Annotated in this window: 25 protein-coding genes; 15 read left to right on the forward strand and 10 right to left on the reverse strand. The window is 58.8% G+C overall.

The features are described from left to right. From tsaE to ACR3EM_RS14285, 8 genes are all read left to right on the forward strand, one after another. Complete coding sequence (tsaE, locus tag ACR3EM_RS14250; protein ID WP_480471308.1) at positions 1-471, forward strand: tRNA (adenosine(37)-N6)-threonylcarbamoyltransferase complex ATPase subunit type 1 TsaE; 471 nt, start codon at positions 1-3, stop codon at positions 469-471. Further along, the gene (locus ACR3EM_RS14255; protein ID WP_480471309.1) at positions 468-1,472 is read left to right on the forward strand and encodes an aminoglycoside phosphotransferase family protein; all 1,005 of its coding nucleotides are present in this window, start codon (positions 468-470) and stop codon (positions 1,470-1,472) included. Before tsaE ends, ACR3EM_RS14255 begins: the two co-directional genes overlap by 4 nt. Beyond that, the gene (locus ACR3EM_RS14260) at positions 1,469-2,155 is read left to right on the forward strand and encodes a nucleotidyltransferase family protein (RefSeq protein WP_480471310.1); all 687 of its coding nucleotides are present in this window, start codon (positions 1,469-1,471) and stop codon (positions 2,153-2,155) included. Before ACR3EM_RS14255 ends, ACR3EM_RS14260 begins: the two co-directional genes overlap by 4 nt. Continuing rightward, positions 2,148-5,075, forward strand: a complete 2,928-nt coding sequence (addB, locus tag ACR3EM_RS14265; protein WP_480471311.1) for a double-strand break repair protein AddB — start codon at positions 2,148-2,150, stop codon at positions 5,073-5,075. The genes ACR3EM_RS14260 and addB overlap by 8 nt, the downstream gene beginning before the upstream one ends. After that, complete coding sequence (addA, locus tag ACR3EM_RS14270; RefSeq protein WP_480471312.1) at positions 5,072-8,431, forward strand: double-strand break repair helicase AddA; 3,360 nt, start codon at positions 5,072-5,074, stop codon at positions 8,429-8,431. Before addB ends, addA begins: the two co-directional genes overlap by 4 nt. Before the next feature lie 60 nt (positions 8,432-8,491). Next, positions 8,492-8,812: a thioredoxin gene (gene trxA / locus ACR3EM_RS14275; RefSeq protein WP_480471313.1), complete on the forward strand. Its 321-nt coding sequence runs from the start codon at positions 8,492-8,494 to the stop codon at positions 8,810-8,812. A 75-nt stretch (positions 8,813-8,887) separates the two neighbouring features. After that, entirely contained in the window at positions 8,888-9,235 is a 348-nt protein-coding gene (locus tag ACR3EM_RS14280) for a Lin0512 family protein (protein ID WP_480471314.1), read from the forward strand. Further along, on the forward strand, positions 9,235-9,597 hold the full coding sequence (locus ACR3EM_RS14285; RefSeq protein WP_480471315.1) for a Lin0512 family protein: 363 nt from the start codon (positions 9,235-9,237) through the stop codon (positions 9,595-9,597). Before ACR3EM_RS14280 ends, ACR3EM_RS14285 begins: the two co-directional genes overlap by 1 nt. Before the next feature lie 56 nt (positions 9,598-9,653). On the opposite strand, the gene ACR3EM_RS14290 is transcribed toward ACR3EM_RS14285, so the two are convergent. After that, positions 9,654-9,851, reverse strand: coding sequence for a DUF1127 domain-containing protein (locus tag ACR3EM_RS14290; protein ID WP_480471316.1), 198 nt, complete (start codon positions 9,849-9,851; stop codon positions 9,654-9,656). A 196-nt stretch (positions 9,852-10,047) separates the two neighbouring features. Between ACR3EM_RS14290 and hslV the strand changes: the two genes are divergently transcribed. Then, positions 10,048-10,605 carry an ATP-dependent protease subunit HslV gene (gene hslV, locus ACR3EM_RS14295; RefSeq protein ID WP_170334334.1) on the forward strand — a complete coding sequence of 186 codons (558 nt, stop codon included), beginning with the start codon at positions 10,048-10,050 and terminating at the stop codon, positions 10,603-10,605. Here the strand turns inward: hslV and ACR3EM_RS14300 are convergent. Then, on the reverse strand, positions 10,597-11,838 hold the full coding sequence (locus ACR3EM_RS14300) for an MFS transporter (protein ID WP_480471317.1): 1,242 nt from the start codon (positions 11,836-11,838) through the stop codon (positions 10,597-10,599). The genes hslV and ACR3EM_RS14300 overlap by 9 nt on opposite strands. Positions 11,839-11,942: 104 nt before the next feature. After that, a complete protein-coding gene (locus tag ACR3EM_RS14305) occupies positions 11,943-12,344 on the reverse strand; it encodes a DM13 domain-containing protein (protein WP_480471318.1) in 402 nt (133 codons plus the stop codon). 189 nt (positions 12,345-12,533) lie between these two features. Between ACR3EM_RS14305 and hslU the strand changes: the two genes are divergently transcribed. Together hslU and ACR3EM_RS14315 are read left to right on the forward strand one after the other, a co-directional pair. Continuing rightward, the gene (gene hslU / locus ACR3EM_RS14310) at positions 12,534-13,841 is read left to right on the forward strand and encodes an ATP-dependent protease ATPase subunit HslU (protein ID WP_480471319.1); all 1,308 of its coding nucleotides are present in this window, start codon (positions 12,534-12,536) and stop codon (positions 13,839-13,841) included. 99 nt (positions 13,842-13,940) lie between these two features. Then, positions 13,941-15,038: an alpha/beta hydrolase gene (locus ACR3EM_RS14315; protein ID WP_480471320.1), complete on the forward strand. Its 1,098-nt coding sequence runs from the start codon at positions 13,941-13,943 to the stop codon at positions 15,036-15,038. Positions 15,039-15,046: 8 nt separating this feature from the next. Here ACR3EM_RS14315 and ACR3EM_RS14320 read toward each other — a convergent pair whose 3' ends face one another. Genes ACR3EM_RS14320 through ACR3EM_RS14330 form a run of 3 tightly spaced genes read right to left on the reverse strand, consistent with a single transcriptional unit; the run spans position 15,047 to position 17,330 of the window. After that, positions 15,047-15,634, reverse strand: coding sequence for a Smr/MutS family protein (locus ACR3EM_RS14320; protein WP_480471321.1), 588 nt, complete (start codon positions 15,632-15,634; stop codon positions 15,047-15,049). Next, positions 15,634-16,674 (reverse strand): murein transglycosylase A, encoded by a 1,041-nt coding sequence (gene mltA / locus ACR3EM_RS14325; RefSeq protein ID WP_480471322.1) that lies wholly within the window; start codon positions 16,672-16,674, stop codon positions 15,634-15,636. Before mltA ends, ACR3EM_RS14320 begins: the two co-directional genes overlap by 1 nt. Further along, positions 16,671-17,330, reverse strand: a complete 660-nt coding sequence (locus ACR3EM_RS14330) for a Tim44/TimA family putative adaptor protein (RefSeq protein ID WP_480471323.1) — start codon at positions 17,328-17,330, stop codon at positions 16,671-16,673. The genes mltA and ACR3EM_RS14330 overlap by 4 nt, the downstream gene beginning before the upstream one ends. A 108-nt stretch (positions 17,331-17,438) precedes the next feature. On the opposite strand from ACR3EM_RS14330, the gene ACR3EM_RS14335 reads away from it, so the two are divergent. Together ACR3EM_RS14335 and secB are read left to right on the forward strand one after the other, a co-directional pair. Beyond that, a complete protein-coding gene (locus tag ACR3EM_RS14335; RefSeq protein WP_480471324.1) occupies positions 17,439-17,939 on the forward strand; it encodes an FxsA family protein in 501 nt (166 codons plus the stop codon). 54 nt (positions 17,940-17,993) lie between these two features. Further along, on the forward strand, positions 17,994-18,497 hold the full coding sequence (secB, locus tag ACR3EM_RS14340) for a protein-export chaperone SecB (RefSeq protein ID WP_480471325.1): 504 nt from the start codon (positions 17,994-17,996) through the stop codon (positions 18,495-18,497). A gap of 25 nt (positions 18,498-18,522) precedes the next feature. Here secB and dnaQ read toward each other — a convergent pair whose 3' ends face one another. The 4 genes from dnaQ to ACR3EM_RS14360 are packed head-to-tail and all read right to left on the reverse strand — an operon-like array spanning position 18,523 to position 21,257. Then, complete coding sequence (dnaQ, locus tag ACR3EM_RS14345; RefSeq protein WP_480471326.1) at positions 18,523-19,245, reverse strand: DNA polymerase III subunit epsilon; 723 nt, start codon at positions 19,243-19,245, stop codon at positions 18,523-18,525. Continuing rightward, positions 19,238-19,831 (reverse strand): dephospho-CoA kinase, encoded by a 594-nt coding sequence (gene coaE / locus ACR3EM_RS14350; protein ID WP_480471327.1) that lies wholly within the window; start codon positions 19,829-19,831, stop codon positions 19,238-19,240. The genes dnaQ and coaE overlap by 8 nt, the downstream gene beginning before the upstream one ends. Then, complete coding sequence (locus ACR3EM_RS14355) at positions 19,828-20,661, reverse strand: shikimate dehydrogenase (RefSeq protein ID WP_480471328.1); 834 nt, start codon at positions 20,659-20,661, stop codon at positions 19,828-19,830. The genes coaE and ACR3EM_RS14355 overlap by 4 nt, the downstream gene beginning before the upstream one ends. After that, positions 20,658-21,257: a Maf family protein gene (locus tag ACR3EM_RS14360; protein WP_480471329.1), complete on the reverse strand. Its 600-nt coding sequence runs from the start codon at positions 21,255-21,257 to the stop codon at positions 20,658-20,660. The genes ACR3EM_RS14355 and ACR3EM_RS14360 overlap by 4 nt, the downstream gene beginning before the upstream one ends. A 404-nt stretch (positions 21,258-21,661) precedes the next feature. Between ACR3EM_RS14360 and ACR3EM_RS14365 the strand changes: the two genes are divergently transcribed. Then, on the forward strand, positions 21,662-22,111 hold the full coding sequence (locus ACR3EM_RS14365) for a CopD family protein (RefSeq protein WP_480471330.1): 450 nt from the start codon (positions 21,662-21,664) through the stop codon (positions 22,109-22,111). Positions 22,112-22,233: 122 nt separating this feature from the next. After that, positions 22,234-23,505 carry a transcription termination factor Rho gene (gene rho, locus ACR3EM_RS14370; RefSeq protein WP_480471331.1) on the forward strand — a complete coding sequence of 424 codons (1,272 nt, stop codon included), beginning with the start codon at positions 22,234-22,236 and terminating at the stop codon, positions 23,503-23,505. Positions 23,506-23,520: the final 15 nt, after the last annotated feature.

Consider the following 23,520-nt stretch of genomic DNA (forward strand, 5'->3'; position numbering starts at 1 on the left):
ATGACTGCGCCGTTGACTCTGACCATGAAATCCCCCGAAGAAACAGCCTCGCTCGCCGCCAATTTGGCGGGTGCACTTCGGCCGGGTGATACCATTCTGCTGGATGGGGCAATCGGCAGCGGCAAAACTCATTTCGCAAGAGCTTTGATACAATCCGTTCTTGCCGTACCCGAAGATGTCCCTTCGCCCACTTTCACGCTCGTACAGGTCTATGACACGAAGGTTGGTGAGGTCTGGCACTCGGATCTCTATCGCCTTTCATCGGTCGAAGAGATCGAAGAGCTGGGCCTGGTTGACGCCTTCGAAACCAGCATTTGCCTGATCGAATGGCCCGAGAAACTGGACACGCTGAAACCGCATTCGGCGCTGTTGATCCGCTTCTCAACTGACCCGGACGATCAGGACCTACGGCATCTGGAACTGAGCTGGACCAGCCCGAAGTGGACGTCCAGGCTGGAGAAGACCCCATGACGAACCGAGCGATTCTGGCCGAAGCGCTGATTGCACAATCAAAATGGCGCGGTGCGCAACAAGCACCTCTGGCCGGGGATGCGTCGAACCGCAGATACGAACGCTTAACCGATCCCACAACAGGGCAGACCGCCGTGTTGATGGATGCCCCGCCTGACAAGGGTGAAGATGTTGAATCCTTTGTGCGCATGGCAAACTACCTGCGATCGCTCGGCCTGAGCGCACCGGAGATCTACGCCGAAGATACCGAATACGGGTTCCTGTTGCTCGAAGATCTGGGCGATGCGCTGTTTGCCCGCGTGCTTGATGACGACCCATCGCAAGAGCGGACGCTTTATGATGCGGCGACGGACGTTCTGGTGCACCTGCACGCCGGGCCGACACTGTCACTGGACAGCTACGACCCCGCCCTGATGACCGAATTTTCGGCATTGTCTTTCACCAAATACGCGCAAGGCGTTCTTGGCGCGCATGATGCCGAGGCGCGCACGCGGTTCGAGCTGCGCTTTGCCGATATCCTGCACCGGGAAACCGGCGGCGCGCGGGTGGTGGTGCAACGCGACTATCACGCCGAGAACCTGATCTGGCTGCCCGAACGCGAGGGGATCGCGCGAGTCGGCCTGCTGGACTTTCAAAGCGCGATGCTGGGTCATCCCGCCTATGATCTGATGTCCCTGCTGCAGGACGTGCGCCGCAATGTACCCGCCGGGATCGAGATGCGGATGATCGACCGCTATATCTCGGCGACTGGTGTCGATGGTCACGATTTTCGCACCGCCTATGCAGTGTTGGGTGCGCAGCGGAACCTGCGCATCCTGGGTGGGTTCGCACGGCTGGCGACGGACTATGGCAAGCCGCATTATGTCGATCTGATCCCTGCCGCTTGGGCCCATCTGATGCGCGATCTGGAACATCCGGCGCTTGTTTCGGTGGCCGATCTGCTGCGCGATGCCCTGCCCCCGCCCAGCCCTGAAAATCTTGCAAAGCTGAGGTCGCAATGACCCGTGCACCAAAGGCTGCAATGTTGTTTGCCGCCGGTTTCGGCACGCGTATGGGTGCGCTGACCAAGAACCGTCCCAAACCTCTGATTGAGGTGGCCGGGCGGCCTCTGATCGACCACGCGCTGGACCTGATCACTCCGCTGCAGCCTTTGCGGGTCGTGGCCAATACGCATTATCACGCGGATCAGTTGACAAGGCATCTGGACCCAAAAGGGGTATTGCTATCACACGAAGTACCAAAGATTCTGGAAACCGGAGGTGGGTTAAAGGCCGCTTTGCCAATGCTCGGGCCGGATCCGGTGTTTACACTCAACAGTGATGCGATCTGGGCCGGGCCCAACCCGTTGCAAATGCTGCAAGAGCGGTGGGACCCCGACCAAATGGATGCGCTGCTCATGTGCATCCCGACAAGCCAAACACTTGGGCATTCAGGACCGGGTGATTTCGCGCAAGACAACACCGGTCGGATCACCCGCGGCGCCGGTCTGGTCTATGGCGGGGCACAAATTCTAAAAACCGAAGGCCTGCACGATGTTGCCGAGGATGTGTTCTCGTTGAATCTCCTGTGGGATCGGATGCTGGAGGACCGCCGCCTGTTTGCGTTGTCCTACCCCGGTCGCTGGTGCGACGTTGGCCGACCCGAAGGGGTCGCACTCGCCGAAGGTCTGATCGCCGATGTTTGAGCCCAGCCTCCAGCCGCGGGTCTTTGCCGTCCCGCCGGGTGCAGACTTCCCCCGTGTGCTGGTCGACGGGCTGCGCAAACGGTTCGAAACACACCCGCCCGAAGCACTGGCGCGGGTTCAGCTGGTAGTCAACACGCGCCGCATGGCGCGACGCGTGCGAGAGCTGTTCGATCAGGGGCCACCTTGCCTGCTGCCAAAGCTGTCTCTGGTCACCGATCTGGGCGAAGGCGCCAATCTGGCGCAGGTGCCGCCCGCAATTCCACCGCTACGGCGACGGCTGGAACTGACTCAGCTGATCGCCAAGCTGCTGGATCAGCAGCCCGATCTGGCGGCGCGGTCGTCATTGTTCGATTTGTCCGACAGTCTGGCGGCGCTGATTGATGAGATGCAGGGCGAAGGCGTTCCTCCCGACGCGATCCGCAATCTGGATGTCAGCGATATGTCCGGCCACTGGGCGCGCGCGCAGGCCTTCATCGGTATCGCGGATCATTTCATGCACGCAGGCGATGGCGCTATGGACCCGCAGGCGCGGCAACGGCGCGTGGTCGAGACACTGATCACACGTTGGCAAGAGGCCCCTCCAGGCCACCCGATCATCCTTGCCGGCTCTACCGGATCGCGCGGCACAACAATGATGCTGATGCAAGCTATCGCGCGCCTGCCACAAGGGGCGCTGGTGCTGCCCGGCTATGATTTCGACCAGCCAAGGCAGGTTTGGCGTAATCTCGATGACGCTCTGACCTCGGAAGATCATCCGCAATACCGCTTTCGCAAGCTGATGCACGAACTTGATCTGACACCCGATCAGATTCACCCCTGGACAGAGGAACAGCCCCCCTCGCCCGCACGTAACAAGCTGATTTCGCTTGCCTTACGCCCTGCCCCGGTCACCGATGCATGGATGTCCGAAGGTCCAAACCTGACCAATCTGCAGGGCGCAACCAAAGACGTGACGCTGATCGAGGCCACTTCGCCCCGGGCCGAAGCATTGGCGATAGCCCTGCGTTTGCGCCAAGCCGCCGAGACCGGCCAGACCGCCGCCCTGATCACGCCCGATCGGATGCTGACCCGTCAGGTCAGCGCTGCGCTGGATCGCTGGAACATCCTGCCTGATGACAGCGCGGGCCTGCCGCTGCAATTGTCGCCTCCGGGGCGGTTCCTGCGCCACGTGGCGGGCCTGTTTGCCCGTCGGCTGGATGCCGAGGCACTGCTGACCCTGCTCAAGCATCCGCTCTGCCATGATGGGGCGGATCGCGGCGCGCACCTGCTGCGTACCCGCGATCTGGAGCTCGACCTGCGCCGCCACGGCCCGCCTTTTCCCGACAGCGCCAGCCTGACCGCCTTTGCCATCCGTGCAGAAGCGCCCGAGGACTGGGTCCGCTGGGTGATCCAGTCTTTCTGCGACCAATACAGCCCTGCAGAGCGCCCACTGACCGATTGGGTTGCCCATTTGCGCGAGTTGGTCGAGGCGATCTCAGCCGGATCAAATGGTGAGACCGGCACGCTTTGGGACAAAAACGCCGGTCAAAAAGCGCTGGCGGTGATGGCTGCTCTGGACTCTGAGGCGCAGCATGGCGGCGCGATGACGGCGCATGATTTTGCAGATTTACTGGGTGCATTGCTGGCAGGCGAAGAGGTGCGTGATCGCGATGCGCCCCATCCGCATCTGATGATCTGGGGCACCCTTGAGGCACGGGTTCAGGGCGCTGATCTGCTGATCCTTGGCGGCCTCAATGAGGGAAGCTGGCCCGAAGCCACTGCGCCTGACCCTTGGCTGAACCGGCAGATGCGCAATGCTGCGGGATTGCTGCTGCCCGAACGCCGTATCGGTTTGTCGGCCCACGACTTTCAACAGGCGGTGGGAGCGACCGAAGTGGTCCTGTCCCGCTCCACCCGTTCGGATGACGCGGAAACTGTCCCGTCGCGATGGCTCAACCGTCTGACGAACCTGTTACAGGGCTTGCAGGACCAAGGCGGCACCGACGCCCTTGAAGCTATGCGTGCACGAGGGGCCAAGTTGCTGGGCTGGGCTGAGGCGCTGGAACATGCTCCCCGGATCGACGCGGCACATCGGCCCTCGCCACGGCCCCCCGTGGCATCCAGGCCCCGACGCCTGAGCGTCACCGAGATCAAGCGCCTGATCCGCGATCCCTATGCGATCTACGCCCGCCACGTTCTGCGTCTGAAACCGTTGGACCCTCTGGTCCGCGCGCCCGACGCCCTGCTACGTGGGATCGTGATTCACGAGGTACTGGAGCAGTTCGTACGTGACAGCGTGCTGGACCCGGCCCTGCTGACACGCGAAAACTTCCTGAAACGCGCCGAGGCACTTCTGGAAAACCACGTCGCCTGGCCCACGGCGCGAAAACTCTGGCTCGCGCGGCTTGAACGGATCACCGACAGTTTTCTGGCCGCCGAAAGCTCGCGTCGCGGCGATGGTGGACCTGTGGCCTTTGAAGTGATGATGAAACTGGCGCTTGCGCCGTTGGACTTCACCATCTCGGGCCGCGCTGACCGGATCGATCTGAACAGCCGCGGCGCGATGCGGATCATCGACTACAAGACCGGCGTGCCTCCGTCTGAAAGCCAGCAGGCCAAGTTCGACAAACAACTCCTGATCGAAGCCGCGATTGCCGAGCAAGGCGGGATTGAAGGATTCGATCCGCTGCCGGTGGCCCAAGCTGTCTTCATTGGCATGGGTGGCGCGTATAAAGAGGTGGATGCTCCGCTGTCGAAAGAGCCGGCAGACAAGGTTCTGGCCGAACTCAAACAGCTCATTTCCACTTATTTAGAGCCTGATCAGGGCTTCACCTCTCGTCGAATGCTGCACAAGGATACCGATACCGGTGATTATGATCATCTGGCCCGGTTTGGCGAATGGGACCGTTCAGCCGACACCTGCCCGGAGGACCTGAGATGAGCCCGCGCAACGACGCCACCGAGCGGCAGGTGCAGGCCGCCCGCCCGGATGCATCGACCTGGCTTGCTGCAAATGCGGGTTCGGGCAAGACACGGGTTCTGACCGACCGGGTGGCGCGGTTGTTGTTGGATGGGGTGCAGCCGCAGCATATTCTGTGCCTGACCTACACCAAAGCTGCCGCGAGCGAGATGCAGAACCGGCTGTTCAAACGACTGGGTAAGTGGGCGATGCTAGACAACAGCGACCTTGAGGGCGAGTTGCTCGAACTCGGCGTGACTGGTGCGATTGATCCAGACCGTCTGGCGCAAGCGCGGACCCTTTTCGCCCGCGCCATCGAGACACCGGGCGGATTGAAGATCCAGACCATCCACTCATTCTGCGCCTCGCTGCTGCGGCGGTTTCCGCTTGAGGCCGGGGTCAGCCCGCAATTCGCCGAGATGGAGGACCGCGCCGCTGCCTTGCTGCGCGAAGAGATTGTCGAGGACTTTGCCGAGGGTCCGCAGGCTGCTTTGATCGAAGATGTCGCCCGGTTCGTCACCGATACCGGCTTCGAAAAACTGACTGCCGCTGTCACACAGAAACGCAGCCACTTTGCACAATCATTGCAGTGGGATGATGTGCTGCAACTGTTTGAACTGCCTGCAGGTTTTGACGAAAATGCGCTGCTGGGCCGGGTTTATCTGGGTGGTGAGGTTGAGCTGATCCAATCCATGCTGCCCGCGCTGACCGAAAGCGGCGGTAACAATGCAAAGGCTGCCGACAAACTGGCCGCGTTCTCCGACGCCCGGCTTAGTCACTTGCCGCTGCTGGAAAACGTGCTGCTGACCGGCAAAGGCGCAAAGGAGCCGTTCTCTGCCAAGATCAACAGTTTTCCTACCAAAGCGCTGCGCGAAGGCGTGCTGGCGGATCGTATGCCACAGCTGGAAGCGCTGATGCTGCGCGTCGAAGCTGCGCGAGAACAACGGTTGGCGCTGGTTGCAGCGCAGAAAACCCTTGTTTTACACCGCTTTGCCGCGGCCTTCCTACCGGAATACGAGCGGCGCAAACAGCTGCGCGGCTGGCTTGATTTCGACGACCTGATCCTGCGCGCACGGCAGGTTCTGAACGACCCGACGGTGGCGGAATGGGTTCTGTACCGCCTCGACGGTGGCATCGACCACATTCTTGTGGACGAGGCGCAAGATACCAGCCCGGATCAGTGGGACGTGATCGAAAAACTGGCGCAGGAATTCACCAGCGGGGAGGGGGCCCGCTCCGGGATTGAACGTACGATCTTCGTCGTTGGGGATAAGAAACAGTCAATCTACTCCTTCCAGGGTGCCGATCCACAGGCTTTCGATCAGATGCAGGCCGAGTTTGGGAGAAAACTGCAAGAATCAGGCTCTAAACTGTGGGATTCGACGTTGGAGTATTCGTTCCGATCGTCCAGCGCGATCCTCGGATTGGTGGATATTCTGTTCGAAAACAGCGCTGAGGCCGGGTTTCACAAAGACGCGCTGCACCGCGCGTTCAAGGGTGATCTTCCGGGTCGCGTCGACCTGTGGCCCGTGGTTGAAAAGGTCGAAGAAGACGAGGAAGGCGACTGGACCGACCCCGTAGATCGACCCGGCGCGCGACACCATACTGTGGTTCTGGCCGAGCAGGTGGCAAAGTCGATTAAAGACTTGATCGACAACGAAGAGACCATTCCGGAAGATGGCGACACACCCGGCAATTTTGTACGCCGCAAGGTGCAGCCAGGGGATTTCCTCATTCTGGTTCAGCGCCGCTCGGACCTGTTTGCCGAAATCATTCGCGCTTGCAAAGCGGCAGATCTGCCCATCGCAGGCGCTGACCGTCTCAAAGTCGGTGCCGAACTCGCGGTCAAGGACCTCGCCGCGCTGCTGAGTTTTCTGGCCACGCCCGAAGATAGCCTGTCGCTGGCGACCGTGCTGAAATCGCCTCTGTTCGGATGGTCAGAACAGCAACTATTCGATCTGGCGCACAGACGGGACGAGGGGTTCCTGTGGGCCGCACTGCGCAAGCGAGCCGAAGAATTCCCCGAGACACTCGTCATCCTGAATGACCTGCGCGGGCAGACCGACTTTCTGCGCCCCTATGATCTGATCGAACGGATTCTGACCCGACATGACGGACGAAGGAAGCTGCTCGGTCGGTTGGGGGCCGAGGCTGAGGATGGGATCAATGCGTTGCTGTCACAAGCGCTGGCCTATGAACGTACGGATATCCCCAGCCTGACCGGGTTCCTGGTCTGGATGCAGACCGATGATCTTGAGATCAAACGACAGATGAGCGGTGTCGGCAACATGATCCGGGTGATGACCGTGCATGGCTCAAAAGGGCTGGAAGCACCGATCGTGATCCTACCGGATACGGGCAAACGGCAACCTCCGCGCGATGCCGAGATCATGATGGCCGGAGAGACACCAATGTGGAAAGTGCCGTCCGATGCATCGCCCGCCCTTGTCGCAACGGCGCGGGAAGAGGCCCGTCAACGAGAGGAAAATGAACGGCTTCGCCTGCTATATGTGGCTCTAACACGAGCGGAAAAGTGGTTGATCGTGGCTGCTGCGGGAGATGTCGGCAAGGACGGCACCAGCTGGTATCAGATGGTTGAAGCCGCAATGACCCGTGCCGGCGCGACGCAAATACCCGGAACGCAGACGCAACGACTGGAGCATGGCGATTGGGAAGCGTTGCCTTTGATTGAGCATCGTACCCAGATGCCCGAAGACCAAACCCTTCCCGAGATGTTCCACAACATGGCAAAGGAACCGCCCACGCCTGCGGAAACGCTCAGCCCTTCCGATCTAGGCGGTGCAAAGGCGCTGCCCGGCGATGCCGGACAGGATGAAGAGGCCGCGAAATTGCGTGGAACGCGCCTGCATCTGCTGCTCGAACACTTGCCCACTGTTGACAGCGGCCAATGGCCACAGCTTTGCACCCAGTTACTACCCGATATGCACGAGGCGGATCGGCAAGAGCTGTTTCACGAGGCGGAAACGGTACTGGCTGCGGATCACCTGAAAGCGGTTTTTGCGCCGGAGGCGCTGGCCGAGGTTCCGATCTCTGCTGATCTGAATGGCACCCGCATGCATGGCGTCATCGACCGATTGATTATCTCTGATACCGAAATCCATGCGATTGATTTCAAATCAAATGCCACTGTTCCAGACAGCGCTGGCACCTGTCCGGACGGGCTGTTGCGCCAGATGGGGGCCTATGCTCATGCGCTGGCGCAGATTTACCCTGATCGCCGGATCCGGACTGCGATCCTCTGGACCCGCAGCGCGCAGCTTATGTGGTTGCCACACGATCTTGTGACAGATGCTCTGGCACACCACTCGATATCTTGACCTCCCTCAATGCGGCACCTAGGTTCTGTGCCCAAGCATTCCCCATTCAGGAGACAGAATATGTCGACCGTTGCCGTTACCGACGATACCTTTGACGCCGAAGTCAAGAACTCTGACATCCCCGTTGTGGTGGATTTCTGGGCCGAATGGTGCGGACCCTGTAAGCAGATTGGCCCCGCTCTGGAAGAGCTGGCCACGGAATACGGCGGCAAGGTGAAGATCGCCAAGGTTGATGTGGACAGCAACCCGAACTCAGCCGCCGCCATGGGCGTGCGTGGCATTCCGGCGCTGTTCATCTTCAAGGACGGTCAGGTTGTATCAAACCGCGCTGGCGCCGCACCCAAGGCCGCGCTGCAAAGCTGGATTGATGAATCGATCTGATCCGATGTGATCAGTATACGATGAAAGGCGCCTGTAATCGGGCGCCTTTTTTGTTGAGATATCGGAGAAGGACGGATGGCCAAGACACGGGTGCTTGTGGAATTCGGGATGGGCACATCATTGCGGCGTATCGACTATACCGAGGCGGCGCTGCGTGCGATCAAGGATGCGCTGTGGCACAACTCGATCAACATGGCAGATCTGTTTGGGTTTCCAAAAGAAGCCATGATCATCGATGTCGAGATCGGAGTGCAGCAGCCTGAACAGGTCGAGATCGGCAAGCTTGAGGCTATATTCCCTTATGGGACGCCAAATATCTCTGTCACCAAAGGCGGCCTGGATATCGACAAGCCGGACGGTGTGGGACGCACAGTCATTGCCAACGCTGCCCTTGCGGTCTCGTTCGATATGGAGGGCGCGTGATGAAAGAACAGCGCATCATTCTGGAAATGGGTATGGGGAACGACCTGTATGGTCAGGATTATACCAAGGCGGCCCGGCGCGCGGTGCAGGACGCGCTGCACCATTCTTCAATCACGTTATTCTCGACTCTGGGAATTGATCACAATGAAATGCGTGTGAAGGTGACGATCGGCGTCCAGCGCCCAGACAAGGTGGATTGCGCTCTTGTCGCCGCGGACCTGCCAAGGGGGCGCGCCGAAGTGCTCGCGGTTCCGGGCGGACAGGATGTGTTGGATGACGCAGCGGGCACCCGCCACGTGGTTGCAACCGCCGCGATCGAGGCCTTTGTACCGTCGCAGGCGGGAAAATACGTACTGAGATGACAAAGAAAAAGCCGCTCGGTCGAGCGGCTTGTCTTGTGCTTCCGTTTGAAGCCAGATCAGAACTTGGCGATGTCGCCGCGGCTCAGACCGATATCATCCAGCTGAGCGTTAGTCAGGCGTGACAATTCCTTGCGCGTCTTGCGCGATTGGTGCCATTCGACAACGTCTTCAAGGCGATGGAAGATTGCGTCCACTGCGTGCAGGATGGTGACTGCTCCGAGCGGCGCATGGGTTTTTGCGATTGCGTTAGCCATGTGCGTATTCCTTATAACAGAAACAGCCGACCCGTTGTCGGTTGTGAGGCTGATGTAACTCGGGCAACTGAGTCTCACAAATGCTGACTCAACAGTCCCGGTTTGCGCCTATTGCATATCTTTTGAGCGGTTTAAGAACGGTTGCGCCGCCGACGCGTGCGGCCCATATAGAACGCCAGAGAAAACGGAGGCTTCCATGGCAGACAGCGATTTTCCCGGATGGCACGGCACGACCATTATTGGCGTCAAGAAGGGCGGGCAGGTTGTCATTGCCGGGGACGGGCAGGTCAGCCTGGGCCAGACCGTGATCAAGGGCACCGCCCGCAAGGTGCGCCGCCTGTCGCCGGGCGGATTTGAGGTTGTGGCAGGTTTTGCCGGATCGACCGCGGATGCATTTACCCTGCTGGAACGGCTGGAGGCCAAGCTGGAAGCGACGCCCGGCCAACTGGCCCGTGCTTCGGTCGAGCTGGCCAAGGACTGGCGCACCGACAAGTATCTGCAAAAGCTTGAAGCGATGCTGATCGTCACCGACGGCAAGGACCTGCTGGTCATCACCGGGGCAGGGGATGTGCTTGAGCCTGAGCATAACGTGGCCGCCATCGGATCGGGTGGAAACTTTGCGCTGGCCGCAGCGCGCGCAATGATGGACAGCGACAAAGAGGCCGAACAGGTCGCGCGCGAAGCGATGGCGATTGCTGCTGATATCTGCGTCTATACCAATGGCAATCTGACGGTCGAGACGATCTCAGGCTAAGAGCGCCTTGATCTCTTTACCTTTCCAGCGTCGGTGCATGCCGATCAGCCCGCAGATCGCGGCGACAACCACGATGTAGTAGGGCACGCGGATATCGATGCTCATCAATCCGCCCCCGATCAGAGACATTACACCGCCCGCCAGACAGAAGACTGCGGTGGTCACACCCATGACCCAGCCTTGATCCGCCTCGCTGACGCTGGAGGAGAACAGGCCCAGCATGGTCGGGTAGGCGACACCAAACAGGAAATAGAAGAGGAAGACCGGCACATAGCTGAAGACCCCATTGGGGCTGAAGGCAAAAGCGATGCCACAAATGATCATCACGATCAGCGATGTATAGATGATCGAATGCTTGCTGAATCGTTCCTGTGCGGGTTTGACAAGGAAGGTGCTTGAAAAGGCCAGCGCAAAGCCGATGACAACCATGGCCATGCTGCCTCCGATCACGCCGTAACCAAAGGCGCTGGTCAGGAAATTGTCGACGAAGACATAGAATGTCACGTTGGCGATCATGAAGAACGAGTAAACCGGCAGGATTTTCAGAACCATCGGATGACCGCGCACGGCAATAAGACTGTCGGTGATGTCACGGGGCCGGAAAACAAAGGGTGCACGCTCAGTCCGGGTATCCTTGAAGAAGGTCGTCACAAGGAAGATGGCGACCAGCACCAGAACGAAAGCGCCGTAGAACGGTGTTTTCAGGGTGGCATAGCTGCCCAGAAGGGCGGCGTCTGACAGAACCGCTCCGATAATCGGGCCGCCAACAAGGCCAAAGCTGACGCCGGTCACAATGTAACCCATGTTGCGGTCCCGGTCGGCCGCATCGGTGCTGCCGTCAATCATCGCCGCCTGCGCGATGGGCTGGTTTCCTGCAGTGAACCCTGTGATTGACCGCCCGATGATCAGCAACAGCAGGCTGTTCATGAACAGCGCGGCAATGGTGATGGCGTATCCGGCAAGCGCACCGCCCAGACAGACCAGCAGGGCATTCTTACGTCCGATCGAATCCGAGACTTTTGAGACATAGACAACACCCAGAAACCAGGACAGGAAGAAACAACCGATCACCAGGCCGTAGTAGAAATGCCGCCGACCTTCGGGCGTGCCTTCCGGCAGAAAACCGGATTTCGTCTCCATGATCAGAGAGTTGATAATGGGAAAGACCAACCCCTGCCCGATCAGGTCGACAAACACCACGAACAACAAGGTGATCTTGGCAATTTTGGTCATAAAAACGCCCCCGGTTCCAATGCCTTGGGGCGAGTGTATCAGAGTGCGGCTTGGTTACCTAACGGCGTGTCAGAGGCCGGAATGCCAGCCTCTGACCATGACGTTTACTTCAGCGATGCAACGCCCAGCGGCACACCGGCAACTTCGCACCAGATGTACACTTCGTTATAGCCCGACACATCCATAGTAGGCGGCACGGCGTAGGATTGCTTGCCGGTCAGGTTCAGCAGCGCACCCAGCTTGCTGTCAGGAGCATAGGTACCGTCTTTGCCGAAGGCCACGCGCGGATCGGGGCCGCCATCCAGCGAGAAATCGTCACCCAGCTCAACAATGTAACGTTCGCCATCTTTGACCAGTTTCACTGAACCGGTTGTGATATGGTTCGAGCGGCCTTCGAACGACCCCTTCTTTTTGGCACCACCAGCCAACGCGGCACCGGTGCTGGCCAAGGTCAGCGCCGCACCGGTGGCGGCAGCTTTCACAAAAAGCGAACGACGAGTCATCATGATGAGGTATCTCCATTGATTAACGCAGGCAGTCTTGCCCGACGCAAGGAACTATGCGGCAGCCGCTAGGCGTCCGGCGATTCACATCAATACGAATCTCCGTGTGTTGGACGTGAGTTTTTCGTGATCGGCTTGTGTTTTCGCGCCGCATGATTAGGTTCCGCTGCGAAACAGACGGATAGAATTGACATGACCGACCTGACCCCGCGCGAGATCGTCTCGGAACTGGACCGCTTTATCATCGGGCAGAAAGACGCAAAACGCGCCGTGGCCGTGGCGCTGCGCAATCGCTGGCGGCGCAAGCAGCTGGCGGATGACATCCGCGATGAAGTTTATCCAAAAAATATTCTGATGATCGGACCCACCGGCGTGGGCAAGACCGAGATCAGCCGCCGTCTGGCCAAACTTGCCCGCGCGCCCTTCATCAAGGTCGAGGCCACCAAGTTTACCGAGGTTGGTTACGTGGGCCGTGATGTGGAGCAGATCGTGCGCGATCTGGCCGATGCGGCGATCATCCAGACCCGAGAATACATGCGTGAAGACGTCAAAGCGCGCGCCCATCAGGCTGCCGAAGATCGCGTGATCGCTGCAATTGCTGGCGAAGACGCCCGTGAAGGGACGCGCGATATGTTCCGCAAGAAACTGAAAGCAGGAGAGCTGGACGATACTGTGATCGAGCTGGAACTGTCGGATACTTCCAACCCGATGCCGATGTTCGACATTCCCGGCCAGCCCGGAGGCCAGATGGGCATGATGAATCTGGGCGATATTTTTGGCAAGGCGTTCGGCGGGCGTACCGTCAAGAAACGCATGACCGTTGCAGAAAGCTATGATGCGCTGATCGGGGAAGAGGCTGACAAGTTGCTGGATGATGAAACCGTCAGCCGCGTGGCGCTGGAGTCGGTGGAACAGAACGGCATCGTCTTCCTGGACGAGATCGACAAGGTTTGCGCCCGTTCGGACGCGCGCGGCGGCGATGTCAGCCGGGAAGGGGTGCAGCGCGACCTGCTGCCGCTGATCGAGGGGACCACCGTCAGCACCAAACATGGCCCGGTGAAAACCGACCACATCCTGTTCATCGCCTCAGGCGCCTTCCACATCGCCAAGCCGTCGGACCTGTTGCCGGAACTGCAGGGCCGCCTGCCGATCCGCGTCGAACTGCGCGCACTGACCGAAGAGGATTTCGTGCGCATCCTGACCGAGACGGACAACGCCCTGACCCGTCAATACACCGCCCTGATGGGCACCGAAGAGGTCACCGTCAGCTTTACCGAAAACGGCATCGCCGCTCTGGCCCGCATCGCGGCAGACGTCAACCAAAGCGTCGAGAATATCGGTGCACGGCGCCTTTATACTGTGATGGAGCGCGTGTTCGAGGAGCTCTCGTTCAACGCACCCGATCAGGCTGGGGCCGAGATCACGGTGAATGCGCAGTTCGTTGAGGACAATCTGGGCGAGTTGACCAAATCAACCGATCTCAGCCGTTACGTTCTGTAACACGGACAGGCCGGTTTTCGCCGCTATTGCTGCCCTGTGGCGCTGGACGCAGGGCGGGAATCCGTTAGCTTTGGGGAAGGAATCCCAAGGGCTGTTATCGTGCTTCATTATATCTTGATTGCATCAATGGCGGTGACGCTGACCGCATGTGTCGACCGCACGATATCTGAAACCGTGCCCTCAGCGCTAGGCGTCGGCACGCCGGAAACCATCTATGCGACAACAACCCGTGCGCGCGAGCCTGATGGCTCTTACGGATTTCGACGAGGTGAGACGTTGCAGTTTCTCGAAATGACAGTTTCGATCCCACCAAACCATACGCCGGGGACATTGGATTTTTCCTACGCCAATCCAAACCCGAAAAAGCAATTCGTCATGGCGGGCGTGGAAGAATTGCAGGGACCAACCGATCTGAGATCCCGCCTGCACGGCATGGATGAAGTGTCGATCTTCATTCATGGCTACAACACGACCCAGGCGGAAACCGCGTTTCGTGCTGCTCAGCTAAGGCGCGATCTTGAGATTCCGGGCGCAACCATGGTCTATTCCTGGCCGAGCCAGGCCACAGGTTATGGCTATGCCTATGATCTGGACAGTATGCTGTTCGCGCGTGACGGGCTGGAACAAACCGTCCGCCATTTGAAATCCATCGGTGTCCGGCGCGTGGTTCTGGTGGCGCATTCCATGGGAACCGCGTTGACGATGGAAATGATGCGCCAGGCCGAATTGCGCGAACCCGGTTGGTCCAACCGCAATCTTGAAGGGGTCGTTCTGATCTCGCCCGATCTGGATGTGGACCTGTTCCGTTCGCAAATGGATACGATCAGAACGCCGCCCGATCCGTTCATCGTAATGGTTTCGCAAAAGGACAAGCTGCTGAATATTTCAGCCAGGCTGCGTGGCACGACCAAGGGTGAACGGCTGGGCAATATCAGCTCCACCGAAGCGCTGTCCGACTACAAGATCAACATCATCGATACGACCGCATTCAACAGCGATGCGGAATCCTCGCATTTCGTGGCAGCGACCTCTCCGGCGTTACTTGCCATCATAGGGTCGGCCCGCCGCGTCAGTAACACGTTTGGAACCGAACAGCGCGGGCTTGATGTGATTGCGCCTGCAAGCGCCCGCAACCCAACCGGCGCGACCGAAATCGTATTGAGCGAGTCAGGTGAGGCGCAGATCAGTGCGCCGTGACGTGTCACTCAGCGCACGCGCCTGAGATACACGTAATAGGCCCCGTCGCCGCCATGGCTGATATGGGCCGGTGTCACCTGCAGCACCGCCTGTGATAGCGGTGGCAGAGACAACCATTGCGGCACCTGATTGCGCAGCACCCCGCGCGGCGTCGGGATCGGGCCGGGTTCGTCGCGGTCCTTACCCTTGCCCGTAACCACCAGTACCAGACGTTTTCCCTGCGACTGTGCGGTCAGGACGAACCTGATCAATGCCGGATGGGCCGTATCCACCCGCATTCCGTGCAGGTCGAGCTTGCCTTCGGGTTTCAGCTTACCCCGCTTCATCCGGCCAAACGCCTTGGTGTCCATCTGCACGGGACTGGCGCGCAGCCCTTCGGTGACCGAAGGTTTCAGGTTGTGTCGCGCGGGTTTCGCAGCAGCCGTCTGACCAAGTTCAAACGTCTCGATCCGTGCTTTTGGTGTTTTGGTTGGCTTGGGTTTGGGCAGGGTAACGGGGTGAACGGTTTGCGGCAGTTCGGGGTGCAACCGCTCGGCCTGTTTGGCAACCTTGCGCCACAGCTCGATCTCATCCGAGGTGAGTTTGCGCCGTGTCATCAGAATTCATCCGGTAACATCGCATAGGCCCGCTGGATCGGCAGCAATACCACCATTCGGCCGGGATCCTTCAGACGTCCGGCAGCCTGACCGGCCTCATCGCCGGTGCCAAAGAAGATATCTGCCCGCTGGGCACCTTTGATGGCCGATCCCGTATCCTGCGCGATCATCAACCGTCGCAATGGGTCCCGACCATCCTTCTCAACCCAGACCGGTGCGCCCAAAGGGGTATAGGCCGGATCAGCTGCGATACTGCGCATAGTCGTGACCGAACGGTTCATTGCGCCCAGCGGACCAAACTCGGGCGCGACCCGCGTCACCTCCCGGAAGAACACATAAGAGGGGTTGTGAAACAGCAGTTCAGCCCCGGCTTCGGGGTTCTTGCGCACCCAGGCCCGGATCATCTGCGCACTCACCTGATGCGCGCCCAACGCGCCACGCCGGACCAGTTCTGCCCCGATCGAGCGATAGGGATGCCCGTTCGCGCCGCCATACCCAACCCGCATCGCACCGCCATCGGGCAAGCGAATACGGCCCGAGCCCTGAATTTGCAGAAAGAACAGCTCAACCGGGTCATCGACCCACGCGATCTCAAGGCCGCGGCCTTGCATGACCTCTCCGGTCAGCAGGTCACGGCGGCTGAGCCATTGGCCTGCCCCGCGCGCCTCGGGTGGCATTCGGTAGAGTGGATAGCGGTATGTGTCGGTCGGGGTTTTCGAGCCGTCCAGTTCGGGTTCGAAATATCCGGTGAACAGAGCATCATCGCCATCTTCCACCAGAACGGGGCGAAAGAACAACTCGAAGAAGGCGCGCGCTGCCTCTGGTTCATAAGTCTGCGCCACGCCGCACAGCGCCTGCCAATCTGGATCATCCAGATCGCCGCAAGTGTTCAGAAAAACCGAAAGGGCCGCCCCGTGATCGTCGGCGGCCCAACCATCGAGGTCATCGAATGACAGGATGGATCGCGTCGCCTCGGCTCCGGCGGCGCTGGCAGTGGTCATGGCGACCCCCAGAAAAAGCGACCGGAGCGCTGCAATCATGCGTCCGTGGCGACAAGCAGCCAGTTCGGATCGTCCGAGCCCATGACGCGGGCAAAGGTCCAGCTGTCCTTTTGACGTTTGACGGTGTTGGGATTGCCTTCGATGATGTCGCCACCGCGATCACGTACGACCGAGGTCAGCTCACCCACAAAGCGCATGGTAATTTCAGCCTGATTGGAATCCTTGTCGAATTTCGCATCGGCCAAAGTAGTCTCACGCACGCCGATAAACTCGGCTTCGATGGTGAGACCCTTGTCTTCACGGTCAGCGACCACCGAAACAAAGGTGTCAAACACCTCTTCGGACAGGAAAGGCTGGATTTCGTCCAGATTGCCCTTTTCGAACCCCATCACGATCATCTCATAGGCACCACGTGCACCCTGCACGAATTCGCTGACGGAAAAGCTGGGCTCGACCCGCTTCATCGCGGCCAGGGTTTGCGCCTGCTCGCTGTCTTCCGCAACATGGTCGGTAATGTCATGATCCGGGCCGCCTTCGATCACCTCGAAATCACGGCGCGCGCCATTGGTGTCAGGCTGCTGCTGAAGGGGTGGTTTTTCAAAACCTTCCCGCGTTCCCAAAACGCTTTTCAAGCGCAGGATCAGGAAAATGGCAATTCCGGCCAGCACCAGAAGCTGGATCAGGGGTGAGTTCATTTCGTCCTCATTTCAGAACCCGGGCTTTGTATACGCAGCCCTCTGCCACTATGTAGGTGACAGTTGGGGGCAAGTCCACAGCCCGACACATGCTAAAGGATACCGCAAATGTACTTGTTCTTGGCTTTTTTATTGGTTCCGATCATCGAGATTGCCCTGTTCATACAGGTTGGCGGCCTGATCGGACTGTGGCCGACGCTTGCAATCGTGGTCCTGACCGCCGTTTTGGGCACTATATTGGTGCGGACACAAGGTCGCATGGCGCTGGCCAATCTGCAGCGGTCCTTCGCTGAACTGGACGACCCGACTGAGCCGTTGGCCCACGGGGCGATGATCCTGTTGTCCGGCGTGTTGTTGCTGACGCCGGGGTTTTTCACTGATGCCATTGGCTTTGCTTTGCTTGTTCCCGGCATCCGGGTGGCGGTGTTTCGCTATCTCAAGTCCAAGGCCACCATCACACATTTCCAGATGGGTACCGGCACGCAATTCCGGTCTGGGCCAAACCCGTTTGATCAGGACGATGTGATTGACGGAGAGTTTACCGAGGTTCGACCACGTCAGGAGCCCTCAAAGCCCTCGAAATGGGTGGAAGGGCCGCACCAGCATTGAGCTACCCCGCCCAACTTGCTAAGCAGTGGCGAATTTCATTTTCGGAGTAGATCCATGGCCGACGAAGACGCCACAGAAAACACAGCGGCCCAGGCCGCCCCGCAAATCCAGATGCGCGTTCTGGGACAGTTCATTCGCGATCTGTCCTTTGAAAACGTGATGGCGCAGAAGGGCGTTTCGGGCGATGTACAGCCCGAGATTTCGGTTCAGGTGAACCTGGACGCCAAGAAACGCCCGGCAGATCACCAGTTTGAAGTTTCGATCAAGCTGAAACTGACATCAAAAGCCAAAGGCATGGAAGACGTTCTGTTCCTGTGTGAGCTCGACTATTGCGGTCTGTTCCATGTGGAAGGCGTGCCCGAGGACCAGCTGCACCCGTTCCTGATGATCGAGTGCCCGCGCATGCTGTTCCCGTTCCTGCGCCGCATCGTCAGCGACATCACCCGCGACGGTGGCTATCCACCGGTCAATCTGGACAATATCGATTTCGTCGCGCTGTACCGCAATGAGCTGGCACGCCGTCAGGCTGCTGCTCAGGCACAACAAGCTGACGCATAAGTATCTGACCCGCGCGTGGCTTGGGTCAGGCGCGGGTCCACAGGGCGTTCTCGCCCAGTTTCTCTATAAATTGTTGATGCGCTGCGCGCTCGTCTTCTGTGATGCGGGACGGCAATGCCGTCGGGCGCGCGGTCGGGCGCCATTCATCCGCCCCACCAGCTGCGTTTGAGGCCGCCGAGGCCAAGCCGAAATCGGGCTGTCTTCCACCGATCAGCTCCAGATAAACCTCGGCCAGAATTTCCGAGTCGAGCAGCGCGCCGTGCAAAACCCGGTTCGAGTTATCGATGCCAAACCGGCGGCACAATGCATCCAGCGAAGCTGGCGATCCCGGAAACCGCTTGCGTGCAATAGCAAGCGTATCGATTGCCTGATCCATCGGGATCAGCGGCACGCCCATCCACTTGAGTTCCGCATTCAGGAACTTCATGTCGAACGAAGCGTTGTGAATTACCAGCTTGGCGTCGCCCACAAAATCGCGGAAACTCTGGCCTACTTTTGCGAAGACTGGCTTGTCCTTCAGCGTTACCTCACCCTTTTCAGGCGGGCGTGGGTTTTCCAGCAGGTCGGGGCCGATACCGTGTACGCCGAATGCCTCGTCGGGCATCGACCGTTCGGGGTTGATATAGACGTGATAGGTCTCGCCCGTGGCGACGTGGTTCCACAGCTCAACCGCACCAATCTCGACGATCCGGTCACCGCTTTCGGGATCGAACCCTGTGGTTTCAGTATCGAGTACAATCTCACGCATCTGCCATCCCCGCCCGTATCTGCCTGACCACATCCTGCACCTGCGCGCGGGCATGGTCCAGCGTATCCGTCACAATCACATAATCCGACCGCACGCATTTCTCTTCATTCGGCATTTGCTTGGAGCGGATCTGCTCAAACTGCGCCTCGGTCATCGTACCACGTCCCATCACCCGACGCTTTTGTTCCTCTGCCGAGATCGATACGCAGGCAACAGCATCCATTGCTGCGTCACCTCCGGTTTCAAACAGCAATGGAATGTCGAAGACCAAAATATCAGCTGTCGCCGAGTCCCGAAACGCCGCCCGATCCGCAGCGACCAGTGGATGCACAATCGCTTCGATCCGTTTCAAGGCGGTTGCGTCCCCTGCAATGATCCGCTTCAACGCATCACGGCTAACCGCGTCATCAATAACAGCCTCAGGGAAAGCCGCGCGCATTGGTTCGACCGCTGTGCCCCCCTTGGAATACAGCCGATGCACCGCCGCATCCGCGTCCCACAGCGCACAGCCTTCATCCACGAACATCTGCGCCGTAGTGCTTTTGCCCATCCCAATGGAACCGGTCAGGCCCAGCGCGAAACTCATGCCAGCACTGCCGCGCGCAGATCCTCGTCCACCTCGGGGCGGATACCGAACCAGCGCTCAAAACCGGGAACCGCCTGATGCAACAGCATTCCAAGGCCATCGACAGTGGTGCATCCGGCCTCTTCCGCGGTCTGTAGCAGCCGGGTTTTCAGCGGTGCATAAACCAGATCGGTGACCACGGCTCCGGGTTGCAGCCCATCCAGCGGCACACGCAGCTCCGGCTGGCCCTGCATCCCCAGCGAGGTCGTGTTGACCACCAGTTCAGCGGTTTCGATCACATTGCCGGCCTGTACCCAGTCGATCACTGTAATGCGCTGGCCGAACTCTTCTTTCAGGTGATCCGCGCGCGTGCGCGTGCGATTGGTCAGCAAGATTTCAGGGACACCGGCCTCGGCCAACGCCTGCAGGACCGCACGCGCGGCCCCTCCGGCCCCGAAGACCACTGCCGGGCCATCACCCGGCACCCAGTCCGGCGCGCCGCTGCGCAGATTTTGCATGAACCCATAACCATCGGTGTTGTCTGCATGGATAGAGCCATCCTCGCGGAACACCAGCGTATTTGCCGCCCCGATTACCGAGGCGCGATCCGAGACGTGATCGGCCACCCTCAGCGCGGCCTCTTTATGCGGGACGGTGACGTTGGCACCAACAAAGCCTGCCTTTGGCAGCGTGCGCAGAACCTGTTCCAAATCCGCCGGGGCGACATCCATTGGAATATAATGCCCAGCCAACCCGTAGGATTTCAGCCAATGCCCATGCAAAACGGGAGATTTCGAATGCGCAATCGGGTGTCCGATCACCCCGGCCAAGGGAATGCGGGTCTTGGTCATTGTTCAATCACACCTTTGATTGCCAGGAAATTCAACAGCTCGAGCAGGGGCATACCCAAGACGTTAAAATAGTCTCCGTCAATGGTCGCAAACAATCGCACGCCTTCTTCCTCCAGCTTATAAGCCCCAACCGCGTGGCGAATGCTGTCCCAGTTCCGGTCGATATAGTCGCGCAGATAAGCATCCGAGCTCATCCGCATCCGTAACCGCACCTGCCCGACATGCCGCCAGATCGGTTCACCGTCCTGATAGATCACAGCGGCAGAAAGCAGTATATGCCGTTTACCCCGCATCGCCTTCAACTGCGCCAGCGCCTCTTCGAGGCTTTGAGGTTTCGACAGCAACTGCCCGTCGAAATCCAGCACCTGATCGCAACCCAGCACCATCGCACCGGGGTTCTTGTCACTGACCTTGCGTGCTTTCATCTCAGCCAGCGTATCGGCGATATCGCGCGGCGATGCACCCTCCGCCAACAGCGCTTGCTTGGCGGTATCCTCATCCACGCGTGCGGTCTGCACGTCAAAGGGCACACCCGCGTTGCGCAGCAACTGCGCCCGGATGGCCGAACCTGAGGCCAGCAGAATGGGGACAGACATGTGGAAAACCACCTGTGTAAATCGTTGAGCGTTCCTGAATGGTTTGTATGGTTTTCCGGTTGACACGCAAGCCCGGGATTTTGGTGCAAAACTTCCCCGAGTCGTTCGAACACCATCCAATCTGGGTAAGGATAACTCAGATTGGCAGGATAACCGTTATGTCCCAACTTACTCTGAGAGTTATCCCCAGAAGTACGAACAAAGATACCTATTAACTATATGAAATATAAAGTTTTTCTATTTCGCCAACAGAATCGCTTGCGTACCGGAAGAATTCATCCACCTGGGGAAAACCCATGGGTAAAAAAGTAATCCACGGATTTTACGCACCCTACAAAACCATCATCCTTTTTCTTTTCTTATTTTTTTATTAGGGAGAGTTCCGAGCAACGTTCGGAGCCAAAATGACCGATCTTCTTTTCACGATATATCCGTGGGTGAAGTCACTGCATATCATGGCCGTGATTTCATGGATGGCCGGTTTGTTTTATCTGCCCAGGTTGTTCGTCTATCACGTTGAAAAGGCGCAAGCGGTCGACGGGGCAGAACAGATTTTCTTTGAAATGGAAGAGAAACTGCTGCGGGTGATCATGCGCCCTGCAATGATCGTGGCCTGGGTCTGTGGCTTGATCATGGTGTTCACCCCGGGCATCGTTGGCTGGGATTGGAGCTGGCCCTGGATCAAGGGCGCGGCGGTGATCGGGATGACCTGGTTCCATCATTGGCTGATGGCACGGCGCAAAGACTTCGCAGAGGGCCGAAATAAGCTCACAGGGCGGCAGTATCGCATGATGAATGAGGTTCCGACTGTTCTGATGGTTGCCATCGTTCTGGCGGTCGTAGTGAAGTTCTGAGCGCCTATTTGACTCCGCTCGTCCGGACGCATATGTAGATCACAACACGCCCGTCCGGGCGGCGTATCTTCCGTACTGAAATTCCACTTCGTGCCGCATGATCAGCGGTGAAGGTATATATCATGACAACTGACGCCCTGAATCTGGCTGACCTGAAAGCCAAAAGTCCCAAAGACCTTCTGGCGATGGCCGAAGAGCTGGAGATCGAAAACGCCTCGACCATGCGTAAAGGCGAGATGATGTTCCAGATTCTGCGCGAGCGCGCGGATGAGGGTTGGACCGTTGGTGGCGATGGTGTGCTGGAAGTCCTGCAGGATGGCTTTGGCTTCCTGCGCTCGCCCGAGGCGAACTATCTGCCGGGTCCTGATGACATCTATGTCTCTCCGGAGATGATCCGCCAGCACTCGTTGCGCACCGGGGATACGGTTGAGGGCGAGATCAAGGCACCGGATGAGAACGAGCGGTACTTTGCTCTGACAAAGGTCACCAAGATCAACTTCGAAGATCCGGACAAGGCCAAGCATAAGATCCTGTTCGACAACCTGACGCCGCTGTATCCCGAAGAGCGTTTGAAGATGGAGATCGAAGATCCGACCATCAAGGACAAGTCGGCCCGTGTGATCGACCTAGTCTCGCCCATCGGTAAAGGTCAGCGTTCGCTGATCGTGGCCCCGCCGCGGACCGGTAAAACCGTGATCCTGCAGAACATCGCGCATTCGATCGAACAGAACCATCCAGAGTGTTACCTGATCGTGTTGCTGATCGACGAACGCCCTGAAGAGGTGACGGACATGCAGCGCTCGGTAAAGGGTGAGGTTGTATCTTCGACCTTCGATGAACCGGCGACTCGCCACGTGGCTGTGTCTGAGATGGTGATCGAAAAAGCCAAGCGTCTGGTCGAGCATAAACGAGATGTTGTTATTCTTCTCGACTCGATCACAAGACTTGGTAGGGCGTTTAACACAGTGGTTCCGTCCTCGGGTAAAGTTCTGACCGGTGGTGTGGACGCAAACGCGTTGCAACGGCCCAAGCGTTTCTTCGGTGCTGCCCGGAACATTGAAGAGGGTGGCTCGCTGACCATCATCGCCACGGCGCTGATCGATACCGGCAGCCGGATGGACGAGGTGATCTTCGAAGAATTCAAAGGCACGGGTAACTCGGAAATCGTTCTGGATCGCAAGATTGCAGACAAGCGCGTGTTCCCGGCAATCGACATCCTCAAATCCGGTACCCGGAAAGAGGACCTGCTGGTCGACAAGGGGGATCTGGCCAAGACCTTCGTTCTGCGCCGCATCCTCAATCCGATGGGCACGACCGATGCGATCGAGTTCCTTCTGTCCAAGTTGAAACAGACCAAGACGAATTCGGAATTCTTCGATTCAATGAACACCTGACGCCGAACCGGCACT

The sequence above is a fragment of the Ruegeria sp. AH3 genome (assembly GCF_056536265.1).